15 protein-coding genes are annotated in these 16,326 nt (G+C 68.5%); 6 read left to right on the forward strand and 9 right to left on the reverse strand.

Annotation, left to right across the window (positions count from 1 at the left end):
- Positions 1–19: 19 nt before the first annotated feature.
- The 5 genes from FA743_RS11325 to FA743_RS11345 are packed head-to-tail and all read left to right on the forward strand — an operon-like array spanning position 20 to position 4,919.
- Positions 20–796 carry an ATP-binding cassette domain-containing protein gene (locus tag FA743_RS11325; protein WP_211242246.1) on the forward strand — a complete coding sequence of 259 codons (777 nt, stop codon included), beginning with the start codon at positions 20–22 and terminating at the stop codon, positions 794–796.
- Complete coding sequence (locus tag FA743_RS11330; protein ID WP_246054933.1) at positions 793–1,803, forward strand: zinc-binding alcohol dehydrogenase family protein; 1,011 nt, start codon at positions 793–795, stop codon at positions 1,801–1,803. Before FA743_RS11325 ends, FA743_RS11330 begins: the two co-directional genes overlap by 4 nt.
- A gap of 47 nt (positions 1,804–1,850) precedes the next feature.
- Positions 1,851–3,317, forward strand: coding sequence for a UxaA family hydrolase (locus FA743_RS11335; protein ID WP_136886296.1), 1,467 nt, complete (start codon positions 1,851–1,853; stop codon positions 3,315–3,317).
- A gap of 15 nt (positions 3,318–3,332) precedes the next feature.
- Positions 3,333–4,061, forward strand: a complete 729-nt coding sequence (locus FA743_RS11340; protein ID WP_136886222.1) for an SDR family oxidoreductase — start codon at positions 3,333–3,335, stop codon at positions 4,059–4,061.
- Positions 4,062–4,076: 15 nt separating this feature from the next.
- Positions 4,077–4,919 (forward strand): fumarylacetoacetate hydrolase family protein, encoded by an 843-nt coding sequence (locus FA743_RS11345; RefSeq protein ID WP_136886223.1) that lies wholly within the window; start codon positions 4,077–4,079, stop codon positions 4,917–4,919.
- Positions 4,920–5,358: 439 nt separating this feature from the next.
- On the opposite strand, the gene FA743_RS11350 is transcribed toward FA743_RS11345, so the two are convergent.
- From FA743_RS11350 to FA743_RS11380, 7 genes are all read right to left on the reverse strand, one after another.
- Entirely contained in the window at positions 5,359–6,750 is a 1,392-nt protein-coding gene (locus tag FA743_RS11350; protein ID WP_136886224.1) for a flagellar biosynthesis protein FlgA, read from the reverse strand.
- Positions 6,747–8,255 (reverse strand): tripartite tricarboxylate transporter permease, encoded by a 1,509-nt coding sequence (locus tag FA743_RS11355; protein WP_136886225.1) that lies wholly within the window; start codon positions 8,253–8,255, stop codon positions 6,747–6,749. The genes FA743_RS11350 and FA743_RS11355 overlap by 4 nt, the downstream gene beginning before the upstream one ends.
- A gap of 13 nt (positions 8,256–8,268) precedes the next feature.
- Positions 8,269–8,784, reverse strand: coding sequence for a tripartite tricarboxylate transporter TctB family protein (locus FA743_RS11360; RefSeq protein WP_136886226.1), 516 nt, complete (start codon positions 8,782–8,784; stop codon positions 8,269–8,271).
- Positions 8,785–8,852: 68 nt separating this feature from the next.
- Entirely contained in the window at positions 8,853–9,851 is a 999-nt protein-coding gene (locus FA743_RS11365; protein ID WP_211242247.1) for a Bug family tripartite tricarboxylate transporter substrate binding protein, read from the reverse strand.
- 64 nt (positions 9,852–9,915) lie between these two features.
- Complete coding sequence (locus FA743_RS11370) at positions 9,916–10,968, reverse strand: 4-hydroxythreonine-4-phosphate dehydrogenase PdxA (protein WP_136886227.1); 1,053 nt, start codon at positions 10,966–10,968, stop codon at positions 9,916–9,918.
- 60 nt (positions 10,969–11,028) lie between these two features.
- A complete protein-coding gene (locus FA743_RS11375) occupies positions 11,029–12,729 on the reverse strand; it encodes a dihydroxyacetone kinase family protein (protein WP_136886228.1) in 1,701 nt (566 codons plus the stop codon).
- The gene (locus tag FA743_RS11380) at positions 12,713–13,666 is read right to left on the reverse strand and encodes a sugar phosphate isomerase/epimerase family protein (protein WP_136886229.1); all 954 of its coding nucleotides are present in this window, start codon (positions 13,664–13,666) and stop codon (positions 12,713–12,715) included. Before FA743_RS11380 ends, FA743_RS11375 begins: the two co-directional genes overlap by 17 nt.
- 147 nt (positions 13,667–13,813) lie before the next feature.
- On the opposite strand from FA743_RS11380, the gene FA743_RS11385 reads away from it, so the two are divergent.
- Positions 13,814–14,509, forward strand: coding sequence for a GntR family transcriptional regulator (locus tag FA743_RS11385; RefSeq protein ID WP_136886230.1), 696 nt, complete (start codon positions 13,814–13,816; stop codon positions 14,507–14,509).
- Positions 14,510–14,623: 114 nt separating this feature from the next.
- On the opposite strand, the gene FA743_RS11390 is transcribed toward FA743_RS11385, so the two are convergent.
- Together FA743_RS11390 and FA743_RS11395 are read right to left on the reverse strand one after the other, a co-directional pair.
- Entirely contained in the window at positions 14,624–15,652 is a 1,029-nt protein-coding gene (locus FA743_RS11390) for an L-idonate 5-dehydrogenase (protein WP_136886231.1), read from the reverse strand.
- A complete protein-coding gene (locus FA743_RS11395) occupies positions 15,652–16,326 on the reverse strand; it encodes an NAD(P)-dependent oxidoreductase (RefSeq protein ID WP_246054935.1) in 675 nt (224 codons plus the stop codon). The genes FA743_RS11390 and FA743_RS11395 overlap by 1 nt, the downstream gene beginning before the upstream one ends.

The following is a 16,326-nucleotide window of genomic DNA, read 5'->3' on the forward strand; positions in this document are numbered from 1 at the left end:
ACGTTGCAAAGGGCAGGCCATGTCACTCCAGCCGCTGGTCCAGATGACCGACATCGAAAAGAACTTCGGCGGCGTCCGGGCCGTCGACCATGTCTCCGTCAGCCTCTATCCGGGCGAGGTCGTGGGCCTGCTGGGGCATAACGGCGCGGGAAAGTCCTGCCTGATGCGCATCCTGTCGGGCGCGATGACGCCCAGCAGCGGCGAGATCCGCGTCAACGGCGAGGCGGTGACCTTCGCCGAGCCCAACGATGCCCGCGCGAGGGGGATCGAGACGATCTATCAGACGCTGGCGCTGGCCGACCATCTGGATGCGCCCAGCAACCTGTTCCTGGGCCGCGAGCTGAAGACCCGGTTCGGCAACCTGGACGACGCCGCCATGCTGCGCGCCGCCCGCGAGGTGCTGGCCCGGCTAAACCCGAACTTCACGAACTTGCGCGATCCCGTGTCCAGCCTGTCGGGGGGGCAGCGGCAGGTCATCGCGATCGCGCGCGCGATCTATTTCGACACCCGCATCCTGATCATGGACGAGCCGACGGCGGCCCTCGGGCCGTCGGAGACCGCGATGGTCGCCGATCTGATCCGCAAGCTGCAGGCCGATGGCATCGGCATCTTTCTGGTCAGCCACGACATCCATGACGTCTTCGACCTGTGCGACCGGGTCGTGGTGATGAACAAGGGCCGTGTCGTCGGGGCCCATGCCATCACCGAGGTGAGCAAGGACGACGTCCTCAGCCTGATCGTGAAGGGCGAACTGCCCGGCGGCTGGACCGCGCGCCCGATCGAGGCCGCGCAATGAAGGACGACACGACCGCCATGATGGACTGTGGCATCTGCCTGAAGCCGGGCCAGTTCGACGTCGTCTCTCGCCCCCGCCCGACCGAGGCCCCCGAGGGCTGGGTGCTGGTGGACATCGCCGCGATCGGGATCTGCGGCACCGATTATCATATCTTCGAAGGCAAGCACCCCTATCTGGATTACCCCCGGGTGATCGGGCACGAGCTGTCGGGCCATGTCGTCAGCGGACCCGAGACCGGTCGGCTGGTCGTCGTGAACCCCTATCTGTCCTGTGGGACATGTCGCGCCTGCAGACGCGGCAAGCCCAACTGCTGCGCCTCGATCGCGGTCCTGGGGGTGCATCGCGATGGCGGCATGTGCGCGCGCATCGCGGTGCCAGTGAGCAACCTCTACCCTGCCGACGGCCTGAGCGTGCGGCAGGCCGCGATGGTCGAGTTCCTGGCCATCGGCGCGCATGCCGTCGCCCGGTCGGGCGTGGGCAAGGGTGATCTGGCATTGGTGACTGGCGCGGGGCCTATCGGGCTTGGCACCGCCCTGTTCGCCCGGCTGGCCGGGGCCGAGGTGCACCTGATGGACCTCAGCGACGAACGGCTGGCCCTGGCCAAGCGCCTGTGCGGGTTCGACCGCCTTCACCGCCCCGGCGATGACATCCTCAGCGGCGATCTGGCCGAGGGGTTCGACGCGGTTTTCGACGCCACGGGCAGCGCCAGGGCGATCGAGGCGGGCTTTCCCCTGCTCGCCCATGGCGGGACCACGGTTCTGGTCAGCGTGGTGAAAGGCGACATCGGCTTTTCGGACGCCGAATTCCACAAGCGCGAAGCGCGCATCCTCGGCAGCCGCAATGCGCTGCAGTCCGATTTCGACCGCGTCATCGCGGCCATCCGCGATGGGCTGATCCCCACCGACGCGCTCGTGTCGGATGTCGTGCCTCTGGCCGATCTGCCCACCCGGTTCCCCGCGCTGGTTCATGACCGCAACGACATCGTCAAGATCCTGGTGACCCCGTGACACATCCCGTTCCGACCGCCATCCACCTGCACGACCGCGACAACATCATGGTGGCCCTGACGCCTCTGGCCCCGGGGGCGCCCGTCGCGGGTGACACGGTCGCCGCCGAGGCAATCCCCGCGGGCCACAAGATCGCCCTCCGCCCTATCGCGGCGGGCGAGCCGGTGCTGAAATACGGCCAGGTCATCGGCACGGCCACGCAGGCCATCGCTGCGGGCGCGCATGTGCATACGCAAAATCTGGGCATGGGCGCGCATCGGCAGGATTACGGGTTCGGCAGCGCCGTGGAGCCGCTGCCCGGCCTCGACGACTTGGCCTCGTTCCAGGGGTTCCACCGCCCCTCGGGCCGGGTGGGGACGCGCAACTATATCGGCATCCTGACCTCGGTGAACTGCGCGGGGTCCGTCGCGCGCTTCATCGCGGAAGAGGCCGAGCGTCAGGGATGGCTGGCCGATTACCCCCATGTCGACGGCATCGTGCCCATCGTGCACGGCACCGGCTGCGGCATGTCCGGGAAGGGCGAGGGATACGAGACGCTGTTCCGCACCATCGCTGGCTATGGCCACAACCCGAACTTCGGCGCGATCCTGATGGTGGGTCTGGGCTGCGAGGTCATGCAGATCCCCGACCTGATCGACCGGCAGGCGCTGAAGGACAGCGCACGCTTCCGCTACATGACCATCCAGCAGACCGGAGGCACGCGCGCCACCGTCGACAAGGGTGTGGCCGTGCTGCGCGACCTGGCCGCCGAGGCGAACCGCGCCACGCGCCAGACCGCACCGGCCTCGAAACTGGTGCTGGGCATGCAGTGCGGCGGATCGGACGGCTATTCGGGCATCACCGCCAACCCCGCGCTCGGCATCGCGTCTGACCTGCTGGTCGCGCAGGGGGGCATCTCGATCCTGTCGGAAACCTCCGAGATCTACGGCGCCGAACATCTGCTGACGCGCCGGGCCGATGCGGACACCGGTCGCAAGCTGATCGACCTGATCAAGTGGTGGGAGGAGTACACCGCCCGCAATTTTGGCGAGATGGACAACAACCCCTCGCCCGGCAACAAGCGCGGCGGCCTGACCACGATCCTGGAGAAGAGCCTGGGCGCCGTGGCCAAGGGCGGCAGCGCGCCCCTCTCGGCGGTCTATCGCTATGGCGAACCCATCGACCGGCCGGGCTTTGTCTTCATGGACAGCCCCGGCTATGATCCCTGCTCGGTCACCGGGCAGGTGGCATCGGGCGCCAACCTGATCGCCTTCACCACCGGGCGGGGCAGCGTGTCGGGATACCGCCCCGTGCCCTGCATCAAGATCGCCTCGAACCCCGACCTGTGGCGCCGGATGGAGCCGGACATGGATGTCGATTGCGGAACGATCCTGTCCGGGGTCACCTTGAAGGAGAAGGGCCGCGAGATCTTCGAGCTGATGCTGGCGACCGCGTCGGGCACCGAGACGAAAAGCGAGGCGCAGGGCTTCGGCGCGGTCGAGTTCGTGCCCTGGCAGATCGGCGCGGTGATGTAAGTGAAAGGAAGACCCATGACAGCTACAGGCCTTGCCGGACAGCGCGTCCTGATCACCGCCGCCGCCCAGGGGATCGGCCGTGCCAGTGCAGAGGCCTTCCTCCGCGCGGGCGCCCAGGTCACCGCGACCGACATCAACGGGGACGGCCTGTCCGGGCTGGAGGGCTGCCGGACGGCGCGCCTCGACGTTCTGGACAGCGCGGCGGTGACGGAATTCTGCGCCGCTCTGGGACCGGTGGACGTGCTCTTCAACTGCGCGGGCGTGGTCCATGCGGGCAGCATCCTGGACATGCCCGATGCCGATCTGGACTTTGCCTTCGATCTGAACGTGCGCGCGATGGTGCGGATGATCCGGGCCGTGCTGCCGGGCATGATCGACCGGGGAGCGGGGGCGATCATCAACATGTCCTCGGTCGCGTCCTCGGTGAAGGGGGTGCCCAACCGCTTGGCCTATTCGACGACCAAGGCCGCCGTGCTGGGGCTGACCAAGTCGGTCGCGGCGGATTATGTCGGCCAGGGCATCCGCTGCAATGCGATCTGCCCCGGCACCGTGCAGTCGCCCTCGCTGGAGCAGCGCCTCGCCGCGACCGGCGACGCCGAGGCCGCCCGCGCCGCCTTCGTCGCCCGCCAGCCCATGGGGCGCATCGCCCGGGCCGAGGAAATCGCCGATCTGGCCGTGTATCTGGCCGGCGCAACCTATACCACGGGCCAGGCCGTCTGCATCGACGGCGGCTGGACCATCTGATCCGAGGGAGACGACATGAAACTTGTTCGCTTTGGGGCCAAGGGTGCCGAGACACCCGGCCTGATCGATGCCGAGGGCCGGATCCGCGACCTCTCCGCACATGTCCCCGACCTGTCGGGCGCGCATCTGCATGCCGACACGCTGGCCCGTCTGGCCGCCCTGGACCCGGCCTCGCTGCCGCTGGTCGAGGGGAACCCGCGCCTCGGCCCCCCGGTGGCGGGCACCGGCAAGTTCATCTGCATCGGCCTGAACTATGCCGACCATGCCGCCGAATCCGGCATGGAGGTCCCGCCCGAGCCGGTGATCTTCATGAAGGCCACCAGCGCCATCTGCGGCCCCGACGATCCGATCGTCATCCCGCGCGGCAGCGAGAAGACCGATTGGGAGGTCGAGTTGGCCGTCATCATCGGCACGCCCGCCAAATATGTGACCGAGGCCGAGGCCATGTCCCATGTCGCGGGCTTCGCGGTGACGAACGATGTGTCCGAGCGCGCCTTCCAGACCGAACGTGCGGGCCAGTGGACCAAGGGCAAGTCCTGCGACAATTTCGGCCAGCTGGGCCCCTGGCTCGTCACCCCCGACGAGGTCGCCGACCCGCAGGACCTGAGCATGTGGCTGAGCGTGAACGGCGCGAAAATGCAGGACGGCTCGACCCGGACGATGGTCTATCAGGTGCCCTTCCTGATCCATTACCTAAGCCAGTTCATGACGCTGCACCCGGGCGACGTGATCTCGACGGGGACACCGCCGGGCGTGGGCATGGGCATGCGCCCGCAGCGGTTCCTGAAGGCCGGAGACGTGGTCGAGCTGGGCATCGACGGCCTAGGCCAGCAGCGCCAGGACGTGATCGCCGACTGAACGCGCTTCGGGTCAGTGGGCAGAGGCCCGCTGATCCAGGTCGCAGGTTATTGCCGCCAGTTGGGGGCGCGTGTCGCCGTGGTGATGAGCGGCCGGTTGCCGCACAAGCCGCCGAAGCACGGATTGGCGGTAACTATGGGATCAGGATTGGACCCAAAGCCTTCCGGTGTTGACCTGCTGCACACCCTGCCGCGTGGGAGCCGTTCCACGCGGCAGGGTGTGTATCATGTTGAACGGAAAGGCTCGGGCGAAGATGTTGGCGAGCGCTGGCTAAGATGCGTTTTGTCCGATCGTCAGCCGCTGCAATGGCGGTGGCAGGGCTGTCCTTGCCGACCTTAGGGCCGCGGCAGCGGGGCATGGCGATGGTCTGGTCCAATATCCCAAATTTGCCGATCGGCGCAGGGACGACAGCTGCCCTTCGGCACCGCAGGCCTGACCGTCAGGTCGGCGTCCAGTCGGTGACGTTGTCCTGCTGGCGGCGCAACCGCAGCAAGTGGGACCCCTCGTCCAGATCGACATCGCCGCACAGGATGGGCCTGCCCGCCCGGACATCGCGCCGCAAGGCGCGGCCGGCGGCAAGATAATAGGGGATCGGCACGTCATCGCCCAAGGCCCGCGCGGGGGTCATCCGGCCCGAGACATGGGCGATGGTGTGGTGATGCCCCATGGCCGTCAGCACCGTGCCGGCGGACAGGTCCGCATCCGCGAAGGCCGTCAGGTCGATCACCGGCCGAGGCGCGACCGCACCCGAGGAGGTCGCCCTCAGCGCGGCCTCGAACACGGTCGTCGCGGCCTCCAGCCCCAGCAGATGGCGCGGCAGGCCGATCATCGCCGTGCGCCCGTCGGTCGAGACAACATGTCCCTTTTCGGCCAGCATCCCCCACGTCTCGGGATCGTCGCAGGCGACGGTGACGAACACGCCGCCCGCAAAGCTGGCCTCGCCGGGCAGGCGCAGGCAGTGGAACACGTCCAGACGCCCCTGCCCGGTTAGCAGGCCGCCGCGATCGGTCATCAGGTCCGCCACCTCGGCGATGCGGGCGATGGGCGCGTGCAGGTCGGCGCGGTCGGGCAGCAGCCCAAGCGCGTTGGCGACCAGCGTCAGTTCGCACAGATCCGGCACGGCGCGCTGCGGCAGGGCGGCGGCCAGATCCGCGCGAGCCTGCGCGATATCGGCCCAAGGGCGCTCGTCGGGCATCAGCCAGTCGGACAGGCCAGGCGCGTCAATCGAATGGCCGTTGCTGGTCAGCCCGCCCGTGGCGGGATCGAAGACGAAATCGTATTCGCTGGACTTGCCCGCCGCGATCACGTCCAGCCCGATCACCTGCGCCCAGGTTGCCAGCCCGATCAACAGGCTGGGTTGATCGCCATCCACCGGCGTCACCACCCTGCCCCGCGCGCGCGCCATGCGCGACAGGATCGGCCCCACGACGCTGTCGGTCTCCTTGGTGACCATGACCACGTGGCGGTCGGCCTCGATGGCCATCCGCGCATGGCGCGCGCCCGCCTCGGGGTCGCCGGTGGCCTCCAGCACGACATCGACGGGCAGACCCTCTGTTACCGCCAGATCGGCGGCGGCGATCCAGTGGCCCGCATCCCACGCGGCACGAGCCTGCGCCGCGTCCATGCAGGCGACGATCCGGCCTGGATCGACGCCGACCGAGGTCAGGGCCGACGCGGCGACAGATGCCTCGCGGTCGATGGCGATCCGGCAGGACAGGCCCTGCACGCGCCGCGCCTGTGCCAGGAAGCTGCGGCCGAAGCCGCCGGTCCCGACGATGATGCAGTCGACCGTGCGGGTGCGGCGGGCGGCGAAATGGTGATCCAGGTTCATGGCGCGATCTCCTTGCGGCGGCGCAGGCTCAGCGCCAGGCCAAGCGTCTTGGGCAGGATCAGCAGCGCCAGCGCCACCATCATGATCCCCGTCACCAGCGGATTGGCAAAGAAGATCCCAAGCGAGCCGTCCGACAGCAGCATGGATTGATGGAACGAGTTCTCGGCCTTGTGGCCCAGAACCATGGCCAGGATCAGCGGCGCCAGCGGATAATCCAGTTTGCTGAAGACATAGCCGACCAGACCAAAGGCCAGGACCAACCACAGATCGAACGTGGCGCTGCCGACGGTATAGGCGCCGACGAAGCAGATCACGACGATCATCGGCCCGATGATGGTGAACGGGATGCGCAGCAGGGCCGCGAACATCGGCACCGTCGCCAGCACCAGGATGACGCCCAGCAGGTTCGACACGTACATGCTGGCGATCAGGCCCCACACGAAATCGGGCTGGGTCGCGAACAGCATCGGACCCGGCGTCAGGCCCCAGATCATCAGACCACCCATCATCACCGCCGCCGTGGCCGACGAGGGCACGCCAAGCGCCAGCATCGGCAGCATGGCGCAGGTGCCCGCGCTGTGGTCGGCGGTCTCGGGCGCGACGATCCCCTCGGGGCGGCCGGTGCCGAAGGCCGCGCCCTTGCGGCTGGCCTGCCGCGCGACGCCATAGGACATGAAGCTGGCCGCCGTGGGCCCGCCCGGCGTGATGCCCATCCAGATGCCGATCAGGCCCGAGCGCAGGGTCGTGGCCCAGTATCGCGGCAGCTCGGCCAAGGTCTTCAGAACATCGCGCAGGTCGATCTTGGAATTGACTCCGCGGAACCGCAGCCCCTCCTGCACGGTGGACAGCAGCTCTCCGATGCCGAAGAGGCCGATGACCACCACCAGAAAGCTGACACCCCCCAGAAGGTCCGAGAAGCCATAGGTCAAGCGGATCGCGCCGGTCACCGTATCCATGCCCACCGAGGCCAGGATCAGTCCCGTGGTCAGCGACACCAGCGTCTTGGCGGGCGAGGCGCTGCCCATGCCGATGAAGGCGGCGAAGGCCAGGAAATAGACCGCGAAATATTCCGGCGCGCCGAATTTCAGCGCGAATTGCGACGCCCATCCGGCCAGCAGGGTGATGACCATGATGCCCATCAGCGCCCCCACGCCGGACGACACGAAGGCCAGCGTCAGCGCGCGTGTGGACTCGCCGTTCCGGGCCATCGGATAGCCGTCGAAGGTGGTGGCGACGGAGGACGGCTCTCCGGGGATGTTGAAGAGGATCGAGGTGGTCGAGCCGCCGAACAGCGCCCCCCAATACATCGACGACAGCAGGATGATGGCCGAGGTCGGGTCCAGCGCGAAGGTCAGCGGGATCAGCAGCGAGACCCCGTTGGGCGCGCCCAGCCCCGGCAGCACGCCGACGACCAGTCCCATCAGCACCCCCGCCACCATCAGCATCAGATGCGTCGGCGTGATGGCGATGGAAAACCCGTGCATCAGCAGATCGAAATTGCCCATTGGTCCCGGCTCCCTAGTAGATGCCCAGAAGCGGCTCCAGCGGCCCCTTCAGCAGCGGTATCTGAAAGGTCACCTCGAAGATGACATAGAGCGCCACGGCAAAGATCGCGCCAAGGCTCAGGCCGATCCACGGGCGGAACCCGCCCTGGCGCCACGCGCTCCACCCGATGTACAGCGTCGCCGCGACATAGAGGCCAAGCATCAGCGTGCCGATGACAAATGCGGTCATGGCGGCCAGGAACATCGCGACGCGGCCCAGATGGTCGCGGGGCAGGAACGGATCCTCGGGGTCGTCCAGCGGGTCGGGGGGCGTGCGCAGCGCCTGGCGATGCGTGACGATGGCGCGGCCCAGATTCCACAGGCTTGCCCCGACCAGCACGATCGCCACCCAGAAGGGGAAATACCCCGCCTGCGGGCCGTGATCGCCCCAACCGGTCCCCAGTTCGGCCGCGCCGATGATGGCAGCGACCCCCAGACCCCCGGTCACAAGTGCCGTGCCGATTTCGGCCTGATAGCGTTTGACGGTCATGCGCCCCTCCCCCCTTGAGTTGTCGTGACAGGTGCCACCCGGGCTGCGGCCCGGGTGGCCCCGTGGCATCACTGCGCGGCGGCGGTGGTCCAGCCCTCGGCCTCGAACACCGTGACGGTCGCCGCCTCGTTTTCCGCGATGAAGGCGGTCAGCTCGTCCCCGGTCAGCGCGGCGGCGGTCTGCGAGGTCTTGGACAGGTAATCCTGCCATTCGGCGGTCGCCGCCACCTGGGTCAGGATGTCCTCATAATACGCCACCACCTCGGGCTCGGTCCCGGCGGGCAGCCAGACCGTGCGCGGCATCTGATAGCGTTCGATGTCCAGCCCCTGCTCGACGCAGGTGGGGATGTCATGCCATCCCATGTCGCCGCTGACCGGCTCGGATTCCGCCATCCGCTCGGGCGAGAACACGCATAGCGGTCGGATCGCGCCGGCCTGCCACTGGCCGATATTCTCGTTGGGGTTGTTGACATTGGCCGCGACATGGCCCCCGGCCAGCTGCACGCCGACCTCTCCGCCGCCGTTGAAGGGGATGTATTTGAAATCCGCCCCGGTGGTCTGTTCGATCAGGGCGACCAGCGTCTCGTCGGTGTCCTTGGACTGGCTGCCGCCGAACACGATGCTGCCGGGTTCGGCCATCGCGGCCTCGATCAGCTCCATCGGCGTCTGCCACGGCGCGTCGGCCTTGACCCAGATCAGGAATTCATCCAGCGCCAGCGCGGCGACCGGCTGCAGATCCTCGGCGGAATAGGCCAGCTGCGCCACATGCGGCAGCAGATAGACGTTATTGGTGCCGAAGATCAGCTTGTGCGGATCGGCGGCGTTCTGGCGGGCATAGAGAAACGCCTCGGCACCCGAACCGCCGCCCTTGTTCAGCACGACCATGTTGCGGTCCACGATCTCGTTGCGGGTCATCGCGGACTGGATGGTGCGGGCGAAGTTGTCGGTGCCGCCGCCCGCGCCGGATGCGACGACGAATTCGATCGGGCGCGTGGGCGCCCATTCGGCCAAAGCGGGGCCGGCGGTGCCGATGGCGGTGGCGGCGATCAGTGCGGATTTCAGGGTCATCTTGGGTCTCCTCCCTCAAGGTTGACCCGCGCCGCATGGCGCGGGGGTGTGCTATGGCGGCCCCTTACAGGGCAGCCATGGTGGCATGGGTATCCGCCCAGCCTGCGGGCAGCGCACGCGCCGGACCGCGATCGGGGTTCAGGCGGGCCAGATCAACACCAAGGCGCGCGGCCATCAGCGTGGCGCCCATATCGGCGCGTCCCTGCCCCGCGATGTCGAAGGCCGAGCCATGTGCCGGGGTCACGATCGGAAAGCCGTAGCCCGCGATCAGCGTGACGCCCCGGTCGAAGCCCATCAGCTTCATCGCGATCTGGCCCTGATCGTGATACATGGTCAGCACCGCGTCGAATTCGCCGCGCACCGCGCGCACGAAGACGGTGTCGGAGGGGATCGGGCCGGTGGCGTCGATCCCCTCGGCCCGGGCGGCGGCCACGGCGGGGGCCAGGATTTCGTCATCCTCGTGGCCGAAATTGCCGCCGTCGCCCGCATGGGGGTTCAGGGCCGCGACGCCGATCCGCGCGCCGGGCTTGCCCGCGCCGGCCATCACCTCGGCCGTCAGGCGCAGGCTGGCCAGGATGCGGTCGGTGTTCATTGCCGCCGCGACCTCGCGCAGCGGGATGTGGCTGGTGACGCGGGCGTTCCAGACCTCGTCCAGCACGTTGAATTCGCGGCCGCTCCGGGTGGTGTCCAGGATGGCGTTGATGAACCCGATCTCGTCGACATAAGCGGGACGGGCCAGGCGCATCGAATGCTTGTTGAAGGGTGTGAACATCGCCGCGTCCGCGATGCCCGCATGAGCCATCTGCAGCACGCAGGCAAAGTTCTGCAGGCTTGCCGCCCCGGTTGCCGGGTCGGACTGGCCCAGAACCACGCGGTCGGCGGGGCAATTGGCCAGATCCAGCAGCACATGGCCCCCCGCCATGCCGGGACCGACCTGGTCGGCGCGGATCACCGGCAGGTCCAGCCGGACCCCCGCATGGCGCGCGCCCATCGCCAGCGTCGTGGCGCAGCCCGCGACGATCACGTCATGGGCAGCCATCTCCGGATGGGTCAGCAATTTGGCGGCCAGTTCGGGGCCGACGCCCCCGGCATCCCCGATGGCGAGCGCGATGCGCATGGGCAGTCCTCCTGTCGAAACATGGGTCAGGCGGGGGCGCGACGGCGCCCGCGCGAAAAATCAATCGGCCAGCACTTCGGCCACGGTCCGGGCGCAGAGCGCCAGCGACACGGCCCCCGCATCGGGATGGCCGATGCTGCGTTCGGCCAAGGGCCGCGCGCGGCCAAGGCGCGGGGTCAGATGGGCGGTGGCATCTGCCGCGTCCGTCGCGGCCTGCGCCCCCCGGCTCCAGGCCTGCGCCAGGGGTGCGTCCGTGGTCTGCAGCGCCTCAACCAGCGGGACGAAGGCATCGACCAGGGTCTTGTCGCCCGGTTGTGCGCCACCCAAGCGCGTGACGGCCGTCAGCGCCGCCCGCGCGCCCTGCGCCACGCGAGCCGCATCGGGGGCCGCGTCGTCGCCCAGAACCTGACCCCAAGCCCGCAGGGCCACGCCCCACAGCGCGCCGGACGTGCCGCCCGCCCGATCCGCCCAGGCATCGCCGGCCAGCGCCAGGACGGTCCCCGGCCCTGCCCCTGCATCGACCGCCTGCCGCGCCGCATCGGCTGCGGCGGCGGAACCGCGCGCCATGCCTTGGCCGTGATCGCCGTCGCCCGCGATGGCGTCGATGCGGCCCAGCTCGCCCTCGGCCCCGGCCAGCACGTCGGCCAGCCGCGCGATGACCCGGGCGATGCAGGGCGCCGCCGCCCGCCCCGCTGCCGAGGCTTGCGGGACGGCAGCAGCAGCATCGGCCACGCGCACGGCACCCCGATGCGGTGCGACCTGACCCGACGAGCCGCGCCGAAAGGCCGGCGTGTCGGCAGGAGCGGTCCACAGGGCCTCGAGTTCGTCATCCAGCCACAGGATCGACAGGGAGCATCCCTCCATGTCCAGGCTGGTCACGAACTCGCCGATCTCGGGGGCGACGGGGGTCAGGCCGTGATCCTTCAGCATCCCGGTCAGGTGATGCCACAGGACGAACAGTTCCTCGTATTTGGTGCGACCCAGACCGTTCAGCACCACCGCGACCCGGCCATCCTGGCCTGCCGGACGTTCCGCCAGCAACGGCTCCAGCAGCAACCGCGCCAGTTCGGCGGCGGGCACCAGAGGCTGGGTGCGGATGCCGGGCTCTCCGTGGATGCCCAGGCCCAGGGCCACCTGCCCCGCGGGCACGGTGAACAGCGGGGCTCCGTGGCCCGGCAGGGTGCAGCCGTCGAACGCCATCCCGAAGGACATCGTGCGGCTGTTGGCGCGCAGGGCGACATCCATCACCGCGTCCAGATCAAGACCCGCCTCGGCGGCGGCACCGGCGATCTTGAAGACCAGCAGATCGCCCGCGACCCCCCGGCGGCGGGCCCGATCACCGGGACCGGCGCTGGCGATGTCATCGGTCACGGCCAGGATTCGCGCGTCGATCCCCTCGGCGCGCAGACGCTCGGCCGCCGCACCAAAGTTCAGCACGTCGCCCGCGTAATTCCCGAACCCCAGGATCACGCCGCCCCCCGCCTCTGCCGCCCGTGCCACGCTGGCGATCGCGCTGGTCGAGGGCGAGGCGAAGACGTCGCCCGCCACCGCCGCATCCGCAAGACCCGTGCCGACATAGCCCAGAAAGGCCGGGTAATGCCCGGACCCGCCGCCCACGACGACGGCGACCTTGCCCGGAGGCACCGCCCCGGCGCGCAGCGCGCCATGGGGCACGGAAACCACATGACCGGGATAGGCCGCACAGAACCCGGACAGGGCGCTGGCCGCGAAATCCTCGGGACGGTCAAGGACGGATGTCATCGCGGGCCTCCCTCTGCGCCAAGATGCGGCGGATGTAATCACGGTTCTCGGCACAGACGGACAGGCCGTCCCCGCCATAATGCTCGACCAGGAATGGGCTGTCGAAGCCCAGGTCCAGCGCCTGGTCAATGGCGGCGCGCCAGTCGATGGTGCCGCCCAGCAGGGGCGCGGGATGGGTCATCACGGTGCCCCCCGCGCCCTCCATCCGGTAGTAGTTCTTGACGTGCCAATATCCGGCATGAGGTGCGCACAGCGCGATCATCTCGGCCCAGGGCTCGACGGGGCGGTGCAGGCGGATCAGATTGCCGATATCGACATTCAGCTGCACGGACGGATGATCCACGTCGGTGACAAAGCGCACGGCCTCGCGCGCGGTGCCCAGATAGGTGTCCTCGTACATCTCCAGCGCGATCCGCACGCCGGCGGTCTGCGCATGGCGGCCCAGATCGCGGATGCGGGTGACGGCCAGCGCCCGGGTCTCGGGGTCGTCGGGGTTCTGCATGCCCGCCTCGGTCCAGAACCACAGGGCGGCGCGCTGCGCCGCCGTCAGCGGGCCGAACAGGCCGAAGCTGACATGCCCGATGCCCAGGTCCGCCGCGCAGTCGATGACCCGATGCGCGTAGTCGAGATACTCGGCCCCCCGCTCGGGATCGATGACGCTGCGCCGCGCGGTCGAGAGGGCTGGCACCGACAGGCCCAGATCCGCACAGATCGCCATGAACGCCGCCCGGCGGTCGGGCGTCAGGTCGGCGATCCGCAGCCAGCCATCCGTCGGATCGACCGCGTCGAAACCCGCCAATGCCACGGCGCGCAAGTCGCGGGCCCAGACCTCGGGGGCGGCATCCTGCAGGATCGTGCCGTCGGGGCGCTGTCCCGGAAACGGGATCATCGCCGCCGCGATCGGCCAGTCCTGGGCGCTCCAGCGCATCGTGGTCATCGATCCCTCCCCGAATCATCTCCCTGTCGATTGCTAGCATGGCCTCGCGACCGCATCAATAATTCTGTATACAGAAGACAATGAACAAGATTGACTTGTGGAGGGCGCGGCCTTAGCCGGAGGGAACGGCAGTCGGAGGCGGGACACATGGATCATCTTGATATGTCGGATCAGGGCGAACAGCGCATCGAGCGCCTGCCCCTGCACGAGGCCATCCTGAACCGGCTGCGCGACATGATCATCGAGGGGCACCTGCCTCCCGGCGCGCGCCTGAACGAAGGGCAGATCGGCCTGCAACTGGGCGTGTCGCGCACCCCCCTGCGCGAGGCAATTAAGTATCTGGCCAGCGAGGGTCTGGTCGAGTTGATCCCAAGCCGCGGCGCCGTGGTCAAGACCTTCGGCGCCAAGGAGGTCCGCGACATGCTGGAGGTCGTGCGCATGCTGGAGCAGCAGGCGGGCGCGCTGGCCTGCCAGTTGGCCGACGACGCGGGTATCGCCCGCATCCGCAACCTGCATGACGACATGCTGGCCCATTACGCGCGGCGCGACCGGCTGGCCTATTACAAGGTCAACCAGGCGATCCATACCGGCATCGTGGCTCTGGCCCGGAACGAGGCGCTGTCGGACGTGCATGCGCGCCTGCAGACCCGCCTGAAGAGGGTCCGCTTCATCGGCCACGAGGGGGCCGAGAAATGGGCCAGTGCCGTCACCGAGCACGAGGAGATGATCGCCGCCCTCGAGGCGCGCGACGCCCCCCGCCTGACCGAGATCCTGGGTCGCCATCTGCGTCTGGCCTGGGACCGCGTGCGCCACGACATTCCCGGGGCGCCCGAGGTCGACTGACGGGCGATGAAGCTCGCCGCGGGTGCACCGAGCTTCCGTTTCGTCATAGCGATCAGTGCCTCATCAATCGCCAGAGTTTAGCGACAAGTCCGACCTCCTGCGCCCAACTCTCGTTTAGAAGGCGATCTGCACCTTCATGGCACGGCTCCGATCCGAGGCCAAAGCGAACCCCTCGGCCGCGCGGTCCAGTGGCAGGGTGTGGCTGATCAGCGGGGACACGTCGATCAGGCCTTGCCGCATCAGGGCGACCCCGGTGGCCAACTCTTCGTGGAAGCGGAAGCTGCCACGCAGATCCAGTTCCTTCGCAGTCAGCATCATCATCGGCAGACTCATGTCGCCGCCCAGCCCCAGTTGCAGCACGATACCGCGGGGGCGCATCGCAGCGATCCCCGCCACCAGCGCGGGCTGCGCCCCGGTGCATTCGTAAAGTACGTCGAAATGGCCCTTGTCGGCGGCAAAGCCCGCCAGACCGTCGGGATCGGTCTTGAGGTTCACAACCTGAGCCGCACCGACTCGGCGGGCGAGATCCAGCGTGTAGTCCGACAGCTCTGCGGCCAAGACCTCAGCCGCCCCCGCGCGCTGCGCCGACAGGATTGACAGCAGGCCGATCGGTCCGCAGCCTGTCACCAGCACCCGCGCGCCCAGCATGTCGCCCGCGCGCTTGGTAGCATGCAGGGTGACCGCCAGTGGTTCGGCCATGGCCGCCTGTCCCGGCGTCAGCCCGGTCGCGTCCACGCATTGCGCGGCATCCGCCACCAGCAATTCCCTAAATGCGCCCTGCACATGCGGGAACGGCATCGCCGAGCCATAGAACCGCATGTTCAAGCAATGGTTCGGCAGTCCTTTATGGCAGAACCGGCAATCCCCGCAGGGCCGCGACGGCGACACGGCGACCAGCTGGCCGGGCGCGAACCCGGTCACGCCTTCACCCAAAGCCTTTACATGGGCAGAGACTTCGTGGCCCAGGATCATCGGTTCCTTCAGTCGGATCGCGCCGAAGCCGCCATGGTTGACGTAATGCAGGTCGGACCCGCAGATCCCCCCCACGGCCAGGCGCAGCAGCAGCTGGCCCGGGCCGGGGGTCGGGTCGGGTCGATCCTCAATGCGCAGATCGTGGGCGGCGTGAATGACAAGTGCGCGCATCACAGCACCGCCGTGGGCAGCGGTTGGCCCGCGAAATGCGCCGTCAGATTGTCGCGCAGCAGCTGGCCCATGGCCTGCCGTGTCTCATACGTGCCCGAGGCGTGGTGCGGCTGCAGCAGCACGTTCTTCAGCGCCAGAAAGCGGGGGTTCAGCGCCGGTTCGCCCTCGAACACATCCAGCGCAGCAGAGCCAAGGCGGCCCGCCTCCAGCGCATCCAGCAAGGCAGTTTCGTCAATGTTCGATGCGCGCGAGATGTTGACCAACATACCTTCGGGGCCAAGCGCCTCGATCACCTCGCGGCGCACGATATGGCGCGTAGCGGCGGATGCGGCCAGCGTTACGAAGAGCACGTCGGACTGCGCGGCCAAGGCCACCGGGTTGGCCACAAACTGCCAGTCGGGATGAGCGTGATCGCGGGGCGAGACCTCGCCATAGCTGATCTGCATGTCGAAGCCCTGCAAGCGCTTGGCGACCTCGAACCCGATCCGGCCGAGGCCTAGAATGCCCGCGCGCTTGCCCCAGATCCGGCGCTGTAGCGGGTACAGACCCTTTTCCGCCCAGGACCCGTCGCGGACCCACCGCTCGGCCCCGATCATGCCGCGTGATTGCACGAGCATCATCGCCACCCCCAGGTCGGCAACATCCGCGGTCAGCACGTCAGGCGTGTTCGTCAC

The sequence above is a fragment of the Paracoccus gahaiensis genome, assembly GCF_005048225.1.
Lineage (GTDB): Bacteria > Pseudomonadota > Alphaproteobacteria > Rhodobacterales > Rhodobacteraceae > Paracoccus > Paracoccus gahaiensis.